Below are 14178 nucleotides of genomic sequence, written 5' to 3'. Positions count from 1 at the left end.
TCCACATGGATTTTGATTTTCATTAAGAACATTTTTTGATTTTTATTTGAGCATTATAGCTTTAGCAATATTACTTTGTCACAAAAAAAACCACTCGAAAGTGGTTTTACGTTTAATCTCTTACTTTACTCAATTTTTTTTCTGCTTTTGCAACATCTTCTTTTAAATTGTTGATTTTGATTTGTTGCTTGCTAATTTTAATATTTTCTTTTTCTATTTGAGTAGGATCTAGTTTTCGATTGTCTTTTTTCTTTTCGAATTTTTCCATGTTATTTAGCAATTTTTTCTCGGTAGTAGAGAGCTTTTCTTTGCTTTTTTGAACCGACTTTTCAGCAGCAAGTATTTTACTTTGTCTTAAAGAAAATTCTCTGGATTCTTTATCTGCTTTGTGTTTTTCTTTTTCTGTTTCTTCGGCTTGGTTAAGTGCTTTTTTATCATTTTTCAGTCTTTCTTTGAGCATTTTTTCTTCGGCTTTTAAAGCTTTATTTGCTGCTTGAGTAGCTTTTTTTATGCTGTCATTTTGAGTAGCTTCTACAGAGGATTTAGTGTTTGGTAATTGCGTGTCTTTTTTGACATCTTGCCCAAAGAATACTTGAACAGTGCAAAGCAATATTACTGTTGTTATTATTTTAATTTTCATAGATTTTAATTTAAGTTGTTATTCATCCATTTGTTAGGGATATTTTCAATATGCTAAAATTATGCCATTTTAAGTAAATAACAAGTTAAATAAGACTAAAAGTTAACAAATAGAGCTTTTATTTGATGTTTTTGTTGAGAAATAAGTTTGTCGTTTTATCTTTTCAAGACTTCCATTTTGTTTTATAATACCAATGATTCAAGTAACATCGTTTTATTTTTTTTCTAAAAATTTATTTATCGCTGAGATAGTTCTATTTTTGCATGACACAACAACACAATCATGTATAAATTGCTTTTACGTCCTATTCTTTTTTGGTTTGATCCGGAAGAGGTTCATTATTTTACTTTTTCTTGCATTCGTTTTTTATCTAAAGTGCCAGGTTTTACTTTTTTGTTTAGGTCACTTTATCTAGTAGACGATCCAAAATTAGAAACAGAAGTTTTTGGATTAAAATTTAAAAATCCCGTGGGACTTGCTGCAGGCTTTGATAAAGACGCTAAGTTGTATAAAGAACTCTCTAATTTTGGTTTTGGTTTTATTGAAATTGGAACACTAACTCCTAAAGGGCAAGAGGGAAATCCTAAAAAAAGATTATTCCGTTTAAAAGAGGATAGTGCTATTATCAATCGAATGGGTTTTAATAATGGAGGTGTTCATGATGCCGTTAATCGATTGAAAAGCAATGATAAGGTTTTAATTGGCGGAAATATTGGTAAAAATAAAATTACATCAAATGAAGATGCTGCGCTCGATTATGAATTATGTTTTGATGCTTTGTATGATTATGTAGATTATTTTGTTGTCAATGTAAGTTCGCCTAATACTCCTAATTTAAGAGCGCTTCAGGATAAAGAGCCGCTAACATTATTATTACAGACCTTGCAAACTAAGAATTTGGCTCAGCCAAAACAAAAACCAATTTTACTTAAAATTGCACCAGATTTAACTGATGATCAATTGCTTGATATTATAGATATTATAAGTGCAACTGGTATTGCAGGAGTAATAGCAACAAATACCACTATTTCTCGCGAAGGTTTACAATCTGAGAATCGTATTGAAATGGGTGGGCTTTCAGGGAAACCACTTTCAAAACGCTCTACCGAAGTTATTCGTTTCCTTTCAGAAAAAAGTAATAAAGCTTTTCCAATAATAGGTGTAGGGGGGATTCACTCCGCTGCCGATGCTCTTGAAAAACTTGATGCTGGAGCCAGTTTGATTCAGTTATACACGGGTTTTATTTATGAAGGACCAGCATTGGTAAAAGCAATTAACAAGGCCTTGCTAAAAAGAAAGTCAAAATCCTAACGAAAAAAAAAGCCCACAAGCGTAGCTTTTTTTGTATTTGTCATTTAAGAAAAATGTGATTGATTACTGCTAATTTTCGGAATTTTTAAATTTTGCGTTAAACAGAAAAAACGATTTCGTAAAAACAATTACTTTAGTATCTTTGACTTTATATGGAGCCAATAAAAATTATAGAATGCCCGCGCGATGCCATGCAAGGCATAAAACCATTTATTCCCACAGCCAGAAAGGTAGCTTATATTCAATCTTTATTAAGAGTAGGGTTTGATAGTATTGATTTTGGAAGTTTTGTTTCTCCAAAAGCAATTCCACAAATGCAGGACACAGCCGAAGTGCTGGATCAATTGGATTTATCTCAAACTAAAAGCAAACTTCTTGCAATAATTGCCAATACACTGGGTGCTTCGCAGGCTGCGACTCATGAGGCAATTCAATATCTAGGTTTTCCTTTTTCTATTTCTGAAAATTTTCAGATGCGGAATACACACAAAACCATTGCTGAATCTCTAGTGACTTTACAAGAAATTCTTGAAATTGCTGATAAATCAAATAAAGAGGTAGTTGCTTATTTATCAATGGGTTTTGGGAATCCATACGGTGATCCATGGGATGTGAATATTGTGGGTGAATGGACTCAGAAATTAGCCGCAATGGGTGTTAAAATTTTATCCCTTTCGGATACCGTGGGTAGTTCAACCCCAGATGTTATATCGTATTTATTTTCAAATTTAATTCCGCAATATCCTACTATTGAGTTCGGAGCTCATTTGCATACTACTCCTGATAAATGGTTTGAAAAAATTGACGCTGCTTATCTTGCGGGTTGCAGGCGTTTTGATGGTGCTATACAAGGATTTGGAGGTTGTCCTATGGCAACCGATAATCTAACAGGAAACATGCCTACAGAAAAATTACTCTCTTATTTTACAGCAAAAAAAGAATATGCGGGCATGAGTCCTATGAGTTTTGAAAGTGCCTACAATGAGGCATCAAAATTATTTGGAGAATTTCATTAAAAAAGCAATTGTATGGTTGTTTGTTGAAACTACATACTAGAGTTAATTTAATTTCGTTTTTTTAATAAAAAGTATGTATTTTTATAATAATCAAATTACTAATTCCAAATGAAAAGATCGCTCATTACATTCGTTTATAGTTGCATCTCTATCGTATTTCTTTTTACTTCATGTGCTAGTGATGTTGATTTTGATCAAGTGAACACTTTGAAATTAGAGCCTGTTTTTATAGCTAATTTAGCTTATTTTGAAGTTCCTGCTCCAGATTTTGTAGACAATGGTCAAGAGCAAAGCTTAGTTTTTGATGTACCTGCAGTGGATGTTTTTTCAGATAAATTTTTTAGAGATAATCTTAAGAAAGCTTCTATTTTTACCGAAATGGAAAACACCATTAATAGGGCTTATGAAGTAGAACTTCTATTTTTAGATAAAGACAATACTACAGTTTATTCGGCCAATCTTAATGTGCCAGCATATTCAGGAACAGTAAATAAAGTAAATAGAACGGATGTTTTTGAGAATGTGCAACTTGATTTACTTAAAAGAACAACCAAAATTGCTTTCATATTACGCATGTTACCTGGCCAACCACTGACTGAAACGAGTACAGGAAAATTAATATTACGTTCAGGTGTAACTGCTTATCTTGTTGTAGAATGAAAAAAATAATTCACATTTTAACATTGCTCGTTGCATTTTGTAGTTGGTCACAAAACAAGCAAATCTTGTATAATTTCACGGCAGTTCCACAATCATTGATGACAAACCCTGGTGCTGATTTTAACTACAAATGGTATGCTGGAGTCCCATTATTGTCTGGTGTTTCTGCTAATGTAGGTTCAAGCGGTTTTAGTACCTACGATCTATTTGCAAACGATGGTGTTGATTTTAACACTAAGTTGCGTAATGTGGTGATGACGACAAACAGAAATGATAAATTGGCGGTAAACCAGCAAATGGAAATTTTTAATGGCGGGTTTAGAATTCCGGGTGCTGACCGTGATGCTTCCAACGCGTATGTCTCATTTGGTATGTATCAAGAATTTGATATGATGAGTTACATGCCTAAGGATTTAGCCATTCTTGCAATTGATGGCAATAGTAATTACTTAGGGAAAATTTTTGACTTAGGAGATTTAAGTATGAAGGCTGAGTTATTGTCAGTGTGGCACATTGGAGTACATAAAAATATTAGCAAAAACTTTATTGTGGGTGTTCGTGGAAAGATTTACTCCAGTATTTATAACGCTAATTCTACGAAAAACTCAGGTTATATTTATACAGGACCTTCAAATATAGGTATTTACGATCAAAGTATCTATTCGAATATGCAACTCAATACTTCAGGACTGGCAAAGTATGATGATGAAAATAATGAATCGGATGTAGTTAAGGACATTACAAATGGAGCTCTTTTAGGTGGTAATTTAGGTTTAGGTTTTGATGCAGGTTTTACTTATTATCCGTTACAAAACATACAAATAACAGGAAGTATTCTTGATGTAGGATTTATAAACCATACTAAGGATGTTGAAAGTTATACCTTAAAGGGAAGGTACAACTATCGAGGTATTGTGCCTAGTTTTAGTTCAGGAGCTTCTGCAGAAAATATTTACAAAGAATTTCAAGAAGCCATTCCATTAGATACTATAAATTCAAAATACACAACATGGCGTCCTATTAAATTGAATTCTTCTTTTCAATATTCTTTTGATGAGGATAGTGAGGACGATTGTAATTGTAAAGGTAATGGAAGCGAAGCAGTTTATAAAAGTGCAGTAGGAGCGCAATTATTTGTCATGTCTACTCCTAGAATGCCTATGTTTGCTTTTACAACTTATTTTTCGAGAAAAATCCTAAAAGGGTTACAGGCTAAGGCCACCTATACATTAGATACCTATTCTAGTAAAAATATAGGTTTGGGTTTGTCAACTACTGCAGGGCCTATAAATTTCTATCTAATGGCTGATAATTTGTTAGAATATAAGGATCTAACAAAAGCGAACAGCCTTTCTTTTCAGTTAGGATTCAATGTGATTGTAAAATAATTTTCAAACAATTGAAACAATTATTTCAAGAGAGTTTATAAACAGTACCAAGTTGTATTTTTTTTAAATTTTAAAAAGCCCGTTTGTCTAAACGATTAAGATTGAGGTATTAAAATCAAGTATTCTTTTTAATAGAATTTGTTGTTGAAGTAGTTTACTTTATTGATTTATCATTTTTATGTTCTTTTTCTGTGAAAAAAAAATGTATATTTGCACGCAATTAAACTCCAACTACAATTGCAATGATCGCACACAACTCTAAGATTATCGGTGAAGGATTGACTTACGATGATGTTTTATTAGTTCCAAACTATTCTAACGTTCTTCCGCGTGAAGTAAGTATCCAATCAAAATTTTCAAGAAATATAACGCTTAATGTCCCTATTGTATCTGCAGCTATGGATACTGTTACCGAAAGTGCTATGGCTATTGCAATGGCACAAGAAGGAGGAATAGGTGTTTTGCATAAAAACATGACTATCGAGCAGCAAGCAACTAAAGTTCGTAAGGTAAAACGTGCTGAATCAGGTATGATTATCGATCCAGTAACTTTACCATTGAGTTCTACCGTTGCTGATGCAAAAAATGTTATGAAAGAATTTGGTATTGGCGGTATCCCTATCGTTGATGAAAATAAAATTTTAAAAGGAATTGTTACTAACAGAGATTTGCGTTTTGAAAAAAATAATGCAAGACCTATTGTTGAAGTAATGACAAGTGAAAACTTAGTTACCGTTGCCGAAGGAACTTCCTTAGAACAAGCCGAAGTAGTATTGCAAGGCCATAAAATTGAAAAACTTCCTGTAGTGGATGCTACTTATAAACTAGTAGGTCTTATTACTTTTAGAGATATTACTAAATTAACCCAAAAACCTATTGCTAATAAAGATGTTTTCGGACGTTTGCGTGTAGCAGCAGCGATTGGGGTTACGGGTGATGCCATACAAAGAGCTGAAGCTTTAGTAAATGCGGGTGTGGATGCAATCATTATCGATACTGCTCACGGACACACACAAGGCGTGGTGAATACCTTGAAAGAAGTTAAATCTAAATTTCCTCAAATTGATGTTATCGTGGGTAACATTGCAACTCCTGAAGCAGCTAAATTTTTAGTTGAAAACGGCGCTGATGGTGTAAAAGTAGGTATCGGTCCAGGTTCTATCTGTACGACTCGTATTGTTGCAGGTGTTGGTTTTCCTCAGTTTTCTGCAGTGCTTGAAGTAGCTGCTGCCTTAAAAGGAACCGGTGTTCCTGTAATTGCTGATGGTGGAATTCGTTATACAGGTGATATCCCTAAAGCTTTAGCCGCTGGTGCTGATTGTGTTATGTTAGGTTCACTTCTTGCAGGTACCAAAGAATCTCCAGGTGAAACCATTATTTTCGAAGGTAGAAAATTCAAATCATACAGAGGAATGGGTTCTGTTGAAGCTATGGAAACGGGTTCTAAAGACCGTTACTTTCAAGATGTTGAAGATGATGTAAAAAAATTAGTTCCAGAAGGAATTGTAGGTCGTGTGCCTTACAAAGGAGAACTAAATGAAAGTATGTTACAATTCATTGGTGGTCTTCGTGCTGGAATGGGATACTGTGGTGCAAAAGACATTCCTACGCTACAAGAGACTGGACGTTTTGTTCGCATTACTGCTAGTGGTATCAATGAAAGTCATCCACATAATGTGACTATAACAAAAGAAGCTCCTAATTATTCAAGATAGTTCTTGAGCAAATTTCAGATGGATATTTGAAATAGCTTTAGGGTTACAATAAATTAAAACCATTAAGAAAATTACATAAGCGTTCAATTGCAGTTGAAACTTAATTTTCTTAATGGTTTTTTTATGGAAAAAAGGCTAAGATCTTAAAAAGGCAGCAATTTTTTTCTTCTCGCCTGCAATCCATAAAATATCGCTTTCCTCTAGTACCAGGTGAGATTCAGGATTTAAGGTTCGTTTTCCGTTGCGTTCAATACCAACAATAATACCATGGGTGTTTTCTCTTATCTGCGATTCGCGAATACTTTTGCCTATATAAATTCGATTTTTTAATTCCAGTTTTTGAAGGATAATGTCGGTCTCAACCACTTTTTCGGCAACATCAATTTCATTTTTATCCAAGTAGATTTTAAATTCCTTAACTTGTTTATCCGTTCCTATAACACTTATTTCATCTCCTGGAAACAATCTTTCGGTTCGCAAAGGAATATTTATAACTACTTCTCCTCTTTTAATTGAGGCGATGTTGATTTCAAATTGTTCTCTAATTTTTAATTCTTCAAGAGTTTTTCCAGCTAAATTAGATTCTTTGGCAATGTCAAACTCGGTCATGTGTCCGTCCCAAGGTGAGAGCGTATTTTGGCGTTTATTTTCTTTTCTAATTTCTCGATCATTATAGTTGGTCATAAAATGTTCTTCAATTTTATGATAAACAGCATGTAATTTTTTTGGGAATAAGATGTAAGCACCTATGGCAATTAAAAAAGCTATTGCAGCAGTTCCTACCGAGAAAAAAGTATTTAAAATAAAGCCAATATAAAATAGAGAAAGCGCTATTCTAAAAAGTACTAGCATGATAATTGGTCCATAATGCTTTTTCTGTTCCAATAAGATTTGAACTTGTTTGACCGCTACTCTTCTTAATGAAAGCGCCCACAAAAATGGTGATAAAATTATGAGCGTGATCAATGCAGCAGTAGCATTTCCAAATTTTGAATTTTCTACTAACGGAAGTATAAAATTTGACGAAAGTAAAATAATAGCAACAATAATGATAGAGTGAAGAACAACTTGTGTGAGGTAACTTCTCATTACAATTTGCCAATTACTTAATGACTTTATTTCTTCGGTATTAGAACTGTAGAGTTTAATTCTTTTCACCCATCTTTTAGGAAGTTTCTTTTCAACAAAAACCGAAAATGGTTCTGCAAACTTGACCATGAAAGGTGTGGTAAAAGTGGTAATGGCAGATACAGCTACAACAATAGGATATAAAAAATCGCTTGTTACTTTTAGGGTGGTTCCCAATGTAGCGATTATAAATGAAAATTCTCCAATTTGAGATAAACTCATACCGGATTGTATGGACTGTTTAAGTGGCTGCCCTGATAACAAAGAACCTATTGTAGAACTTATGGATTGACCAAAGATTACAATCAATGTTAAAACAGCGACAGGGAAAGCATATTCTAGCAGTGTATTCGGATCAATTAACATTCCAACGGATACAAAGAAAACAGCGCCAAATAAGTCTTTTACAGGTTTTACAAGATGTTCTATGTGTTCCGCTTGAGTGGTTTCGGCAATGATAGATCCCATAATAAAGGCGCCAAGAGCTGGCGAAAACCCAACATTGGCAGCAAAAATCACCATTAGTAAACACAAGGCCAATGAAATAATCAACATCATTTCGTCAGTTAATAAATGTTTGGCTTTTTTTAATAATGTTGGTATAAAAAAGATACCTACTACAAACCAGATGGTCAAAAAGAAAATCAGTTTTAAAACGGATTGCACCAATTCCATTCCAGAAAACTGCTGACTCACCGCAACTGTTGAGAGCAAAACCATCATTAAAATGGCAATAATATCTTAAACAATAAGAGAACCAATTACGTTTCCAGCAAATTTTTGCGATTTTACGCCCAGTTCATCAAAGGTTTTTAAGATTATGGTAGTAGAAGAAATGGATAATATTACACCAAGAAAAATACTGTTCATTTTACTCCATCCCAAAAATTGACCGGTAAAAAAGCCCAGGGTTACTAATGTAATTATTTGTGTAAACGCAGTGATAGAAGCCGTACCACCCACTTTTACCAATTTTTTAAAACTGAATTCGAGTCCTAAACTGAATAGTAAAAAAATAACGCCAATCTCAGCCCAAACTTTTACACTGTTAACATCTTTTACTGTTGGGAAAAAATCAAATTCAGAACTGGCTAAAAATCCTGCAACCAAATACCCTAAAACCAAAGGCTGTTTCAAAATTCGAAATAACAACACAGCAATCGCCGCAGTGATTAAGATTAAACCTAAATCAGTTATTAAATCGGGTAAATGAACTACTGAAGTTGCTAAAAAGGGAAACATAAATTTTGAATTTTTACTAAAATAACAAAAAAATCTGCTTTTATCACGTGACAAAAGCAGATTTTAGAAAAGTATAACAATATTCAGGCTTAGATTCCCAAGAAATTGCTAGGTGTAATTTGCATTAATTCGGCTTTTATAGCTTCAGATACATCCAGTGTTGCAATAAAACCATGAATGGCGTTTTTATCAATCGCTTCATTAGTTCGTGTCAACCCTTTCAAGGCTTCGTATGGATTTGGATATCCTTCGCGACGCAAAATAGTTTGAATTGCCTCCGCTACAACAGCCCAGTTTTTCTCTAAATCTTCGTGAAATTTAGGTTCGTTCAAGAGTAATTTATTCAATCCTTTCAAAGTAGCTTCAAATCCTATGATGGTATGACCTATTGGTACGCCCACATTTCTTAAAACAGTACTATCTGTTAAATCGCGTTGCAATCTTGACAGCGGTAATTTTGCCGAAAGGTGTTCAAAAATAGCATTGGCAATCCCTAAGTTTCCTTCTGAGTTTTCAAAGTCAATTGGGTTTACTTTATGCGGCATGGCTGACGATCCTATTTCGCCTGCTTTTATCTTTTGCTTAAAATACTCCATTGAAACATACGTCCAAATGTCTCTATCCAAGTCAATAATGATGGTGTTTATTCTTTTTAACGCATCAAAAAACGCTGCAAAATGATCGTAATGTTCTATTTGTGTGGTTGGGAAGGAGTGGTGTAATCCTAAAATATCTTCCACAAATTTCCCTCCAAATTGTTTCCAATCAATTTGTGGGTAAGCTACATGGTGGGCATTGTAATTTCCAGTAGCACCTCCAAATTTAGCTGCAAAAGGGATATTGAATAACAAACGCATTTGCTCCTCTAGTCGTTCTACAAAAACGCCAATTTCTTTACCCAATCGAGTAGGTGAGGCAGGTTGTCCGTGTGTGCGTGCTAGCATAGGCACGTCTTTCCATTCCACGCTTAATTCTTTCAACTTTGCTGTCAAAGCGATTAACGAGGGCATGTATACTTTTTCAAAAGCTTCTTTTGTAGATAACGGAATCGCGGTATTATTAATGTCTTGGGAAGTTAACCCAAAATGAATGAACTCTTTGTATTGTGATAAACCTAGTTTTTCAAAAGCATCTTTGATAAAGTATTCTACCGCTTTTACATCGTGGTTGGTTACTTTTTCTGTTTCTTTAATCCAAAGGGCATCTTCTGTCGAAAAGTTTTGGTAAATGTTGCGTAAACTTTCAAATAAATCCGAATTCACTCCAGCAAGTTGTGGCAAAGGCACTTCGCACAAAGCAATGAAATATTCAATTTCAACCAGTACGCGGTATTTGATCAAAGCTTCTTCAGAGAAAAATGGAGCTAAAGAAAGGGTTTTACTTCTATATCTTCCATCAATTGGAGAAATAGCATTCAATTCGTTTAAAGTAGTCATTGTTGTGTTATTTGTTGGAAAAGCACAAATATAAACCTTTAAAGGCAATTTATAAAAGGAATATTTTTTTAAATATCCCTCAAGAGTATTGCTTTTAGTTGTTGCATTCCCTTTGAAGCAATTTCAGGAATTACCTGCAGTTGATTTCTCAAATTCGGAATTTTTATCGGTTTGGGGTCAATGTAAAATAGTGGTGTTGTCACTTTGGTAAAATCAATCAAACCTGCCGCTGGATACACCTGTAACGAGGTGCCTATCACGGCAAAATAATCAGCAGTTTCTGTAATTGAAACAGCTTCTTCTAGTGCAGGAACTTCTTCGCCAAACCACACAATGTGCGGGCGCAATTGATTTTGATTTTCATCAAAGTCGCCAAAATTCAAATCTTCGGTCCAGTTTAATATATAATCAGGGATGCGTGTACTACGCACTTTCAACAATTCTCCATGCAGGTGCAGTACTTTTGTGCTGCCAGCACGTTCGTGCAAATCATCTACATTTTGAGTGATAATGTGCACATTAAATTCCGACTCCAATTCTGCTAAAATATAATGAGCTGCGTTCGGAGTTACCTCTTTGAGCTGTCGGCGCCTTTGGTTGTAAAAATCAAGTACCAAAGCCGGATTTTTACGCCAACCTTCGGGCGTGGCTACATCTTGAACGTTATGCCCTTCCCAAAGTCCGTCACTATCCCGAAATGTTTTAATACCACTTTCAGCACTAATTCCAGCGCCAGTCAAAACTACTAATTTCTTTTTCATGTTCTATTTTTTTGGGCGTGTTCGCCGCGGCGACCGGGCTTTCTGCTCTATCTTTATGGGCAAAAAAAGCCCATAAAGGATGCCGCGTCAATCCCTCACGCAAATCCCGTAAGTGTACTTTTTTTATCTTTTAAAGTACTATTCGTAAGAGATCAATACTCGCTGTTCTTTAAAAGATAAAACTAGTCTTTTTTACTATTTTTGCCAAAAAATAATCCCACATGATCGACTTAAAATATCTCGAGTTTCTTGAAAATATCCTCACTGATAACCGCAAAGAGAAATTTTTGAAAGTATTGCAAAACAGAACCAAACATTTTACAATAGCTGTTGAAGATGTATTTCAAATGCACAATACGAGTGCTGTTATGCGCAGTTGCGAAGTTTTTGGTATTCAAGAACTGAACGTAATTGAACAGCGCTACGGAAAAAGTATCGATAAAGAAATTGCCATGGGCGCCCAAAAATGGGTTGACATTAACACTTTCGATAGTGTAACAACTTGTGTTGACACTTTAAAAAATAAAGGTTACCAAATTATCGCTACCACGCCACACGACAACGATTGTTTGATGGAAGATTTTGATATATCTAAACCCAGTGCCTTATTTTTTGGCACCGAGCGCGATGGTTTATCTGAGGAAATCTTGCAACGTGCCGATGGTTTTTTAAAAATCCCCATGGTAGGTTTCACCGAAAGTTTGAATATCTCCGTTTCGGCAGCAATTATTATTCAAAATTTAACCAATAGATTGCGCAATTCCAACATGGATTGGCACTTAAACGAAAACGAAATCCTAGAAAAACGTTTGGCTTGGGCCAAAAATTCTATTAAAGATATTAAAAGAATTGAAAAACGGTATTTTGAGGAAAACCCAAAGTAGTGTGAAAAAAACTTTAATTATATTGTAACGATTTGCTGCGGCTTAGGGAGGAGCTAAGCACACAATTTAGATTCATATTTTGATGATGTGATCATTGATATCACGGATTAAAAATTCGTCAGGTCGGGAATATTTTTATACAGTTAGTAATCTTATTAATTGATGTCTTCAACCTCCAGAATTACATCTCTATTCATATTTGATACTTGCATAACCTACCCAGTGTTTTTGAGTAGCTATAGCCGTAGTTCCCATACCTAAATCTTCTACTTTAATAAGTTCATGATCAATACTTGATGCGTAATTTAAAAAAGTTCCTGTCAAAGGTTTGTTGTACAATGCCTGATTTAATTTATTGGCAAAACTCACTCCAAATGGCACCGAATAACGACCACACCAAACCCATTTATATTCTTTGTAATCTGTATTTTGGACGGTGTATTCGGTAAAGGTTTTTACTTTTTCAGTACTAATTTTGTTTATTAAACACTTCTCAATAATCTTCATGTCTAGAGCTCTTGCTTTTTTAGTACCTTCATCATCAACTCCAAAAGGAGCTAAATCGCCATTCCAATTTTCAGTTCCATAATGTACCGCATCGTTAGAAATGACAACTGCTACATCCTTACCATATGTAAGATGCTTTTCTTTTAAAATTTTCGCTACCACATCAGAGAGAGTATTGCTATTGCTATCAATTGTTTCGTAATTGATATAAGGCACCAGTATTGGAATAATTTGTAGGTTCTTGTTTTTGCGATGTAAAAAAGGTATAATAGCTTCTAGTGAATGTTCTAACTCTTGCATATCGTTATGAACTAGATAAGATGATTTTGGCAGTTGCGCCATAATTTCAGCATTTAAATCAGACACTTTTAAATCACCATAAGGCGATTGCCAATGTGTGAAATCTCCAAAGATGATTTTGTCTTGAAGTTTAAAATTGCGAGCGCGATGTGCAACACCAATTAAAATAATCGTGTTGGCATTAATTCCTTTAAGCGATTCGTAATACAAACGTCCGGCGTATTTATAATCGTCATGCGGACAAATAGCTGCTTTCCATTGCAAATTATTTTTAGAATCCTTAATACCTAAACGATTATAAATAGAATCTAATTGCCAATTGTATTTTGTAAAACCAATTGTATCATGCACAGGCCTAACTCTCTTTTCTAGTGCTAAGACTTGTGCTGGATTTTTGACATTTTTTTTACTTGTACAACTGAAACAACACAAACAAATCAAAATAAATAGTAATCGCATATCAAATTTTATTTTAAGCAATTTACGTTAAAAAACGCTAGCATATAGCGGTCGCAATTTTCAGATCCATTTTTACTTTTTGGATGTTTTTTAGTCCCTTTCTAGTGCTTGCTACCAACATTTATAATGATATAAAAAAAGGTTTTGGAGTTTCATTCCCAATATTTTTTTTACAGTTTGCCCAAAAGGATACGCTACTCATTTGGTTTCAATTGCATGAGGAGATTTAAATATCTTTCAATTAAACATTTCTAGACTTTATTTCAGTTTTTATGGAATTGTATATTACAAACATGGGTAGCAAAGTAAGAGGAAAAATGAAGCATGGCATAAATAAAACAGGGTTAAATGGCTTATTTGCATAAAGACTCATCATTGTTCCAATAGCTATAATAAATAGGATTCCAAAACCAATAATTACTCCTTTTATTGTGTTTTTTCTTTTTAGTAAATCTGAATCATTCATTTCTTGTAAAGTATTTTTTTTCATAGGTTTAGTTTTAATTTAAGTACAAATTAGTCTGAACTAGTTTTATACTTTAAAAGTATTTTTCAGATGAATTTACAATCAGATTTGGTTGATATTTAAAATGATAAGGTTCATATGATTTTAGTAAAAATTTCCTGCTTAGTTGTTTTCGCCTAAGAAGATTCTTGTTAAAATAGCGTCTGTAAACAGTTTGTCATTTTTACAATTGTTTATAGAAGTAAAGTTTTTAAAACGCTTAAGT

The 14178-nt window shown here is 34.0% G+C and carries 12 protein-coding genes and 1 pseudogene; 6 read left to right on the top strand and 7 right to left on the bottom strand.

What is annotated here, in order from left to right; translation table 11 throughout:
* Window positions 1–112 precede the first annotated feature (112 nt).
* Window positions 113–640, bottom strand: coding sequence for a hypothetical protein (locus DNC80_RS09145; RefSeq protein ID WP_182650946.1), 528 nt, complete (start codon window positions 638–640; stop codon window positions 113–115).
* Window positions 641–922: 282 nt separating this feature from the next.
* On the opposite strand from DNC80_RS09145, the gene DNC80_RS09140 reads away from it, so the two are divergent.
* The 5 genes from DNC80_RS09140 (at window position 923) to guaB (ending at window position 6730) form a co-directional block, all read left to right on the top strand.
* The gene (locus DNC80_RS09140; RefSeq protein ID WP_182650945.1) at window positions 923–1951 is read left to right on the top strand and encodes a quinone-dependent dihydroorotate dehydrogenase; all 1029 of its coding nucleotides are present in this window, start codon (window positions 923–925) and stop codon (window positions 1949–1951) included.
* A gap of 152 nt (window positions 1952–2103) precedes the next feature.
* The gene (locus tag DNC80_RS09135; protein WP_182650944.1) at window positions 2104–2967 is read left to right on the top strand and encodes a hydroxymethylglutaryl-CoA lyase; all 864 of its coding nucleotides are present in this window, start codon (window positions 2104–2106) and stop codon (window positions 2965–2967) included.
* 108 nt (window positions 2968–3075) lie between these two features.
* Window positions 3076–3627: a hypothetical protein gene (locus tag DNC80_RS09130; RefSeq protein WP_182650943.1), complete on the top strand. Its 552-nt coding sequence runs from the start codon at window positions 3076–3078 to the stop codon at window positions 3625–3627.
* On the top strand, window positions 3624–5015 hold the full coding sequence (locus DNC80_RS09125; protein WP_182650942.1) for a DUF5723 family protein: 1392 nt from the start codon (window positions 3624–3626) through the stop codon (window positions 5013–5015). Before DNC80_RS09130 ends, DNC80_RS09125 begins: the two co-directional genes overlap by 4 nt.
* Window positions 5016–5257: 242 nt before the next feature.
* On the top strand, window positions 5258–6730 hold the full coding sequence (gene guaB / locus DNC80_RS09120) for an IMP dehydrogenase (RefSeq protein ID WP_182650941.1): 1473 nt from the start codon (window positions 5258–5260) through the stop codon (window positions 6728–6730).
* 135 nt (window positions 6731–6865) lie between these two features.
* Here guaB and DNC80_RS16125 read toward each other — a convergent pair whose 3' ends face one another.
* The 4 genes and pseudogenes from DNC80_RS16125 to DNC80_RS09105 all read right to left on the bottom strand — a co-directional run bounded on the left by DNC80_RS16125 (window position 6866) and on the right by DNC80_RS09105 (window position 11297).
* Window positions 6866–7339, bottom strand: a complete 474-nt coding sequence (locus DNC80_RS16125; protein ID WP_370628733.1) for a TrkA C-terminal domain-containing protein — start codon at window positions 7337–7339, stop codon at window positions 6866–6868.
* Window positions 7340–7954: 615 nt separating this feature from the next.
* Window positions 7955–9100: pseudogene (locus tag DNC80_RS16120) on the bottom strand (cation:proton antiporter); the annotation flags it as partial.
* An 89-nt stretch (window positions 9101–9189) separates the two neighbouring features.
* The gene (gene purB, locus DNC80_RS09110) at window positions 9190–10536 is read right to left on the bottom strand and encodes an adenylosuccinate lyase (protein ID WP_086454331.1); all 1347 of its coding nucleotides are present in this window, start codon (window positions 10534–10536) and stop codon (window positions 9190–9192) included.
* Between the two features lie 68 nt (window positions 10537–10604).
* Window positions 10605–11297 (bottom strand): NAD-dependent deacylase, encoded by a 693-nt coding sequence (locus tag DNC80_RS09105; RefSeq protein WP_182650940.1) that lies wholly within the window; start codon window positions 11295–11297, stop codon window positions 10605–10607.
* A gap of 221 nt (window positions 11298–11518) precedes the next feature.
* On the opposite strand from DNC80_RS09105, the gene DNC80_RS09100 reads away from it, so the two are divergent.
* The gene (locus DNC80_RS09100; protein WP_182650939.1) at window positions 11519–12181 is read left to right on the top strand and encodes an RNA methyltransferase; all 663 of its coding nucleotides are present in this window, start codon (window positions 11519–11521) and stop codon (window positions 12179–12181) included.
* A gap of 189 nt (window positions 12182–12370) precedes the next feature.
* Here DNC80_RS09100 and amrB read toward each other — a convergent pair whose 3' ends face one another.
* On the bottom strand, window positions 12371–13447 hold the full coding sequence (gene amrB / locus DNC80_RS09095) for an AmmeMemoRadiSam system protein B (protein WP_182650938.1): 1077 nt from the start codon (window positions 13445–13447) through the stop codon (window positions 12371–12373).
* Window positions 13448–13688: 241 nt separating this feature from the next.
* The gene (locus tag DNC80_RS09090) at window positions 13689–13937 is read right to left on the bottom strand and encodes a hypothetical protein (protein ID WP_182650937.1); all 249 of its coding nucleotides are present in this window, start codon (window positions 13935–13937) and stop codon (window positions 13689–13691) included.
* Between the last annotated feature and the right edge of the window lie 241 nt (window positions 13938–14178).

Source organism: Flavobacterium sp. SOK18b (assembly GCF_014156605.1).
Taxonomy (GTDB): domain Bacteria; phylum Bacteroidota; class Bacteroidia; order Flavobacteriales; family Flavobacteriaceae; genus Flavobacterium; species Flavobacterium tiangeerense.
The sequence above is the reverse complement of the archived record's forward strand: the minus strand, read 5'-3'. Positions and strand labels throughout refer to the sequence as shown.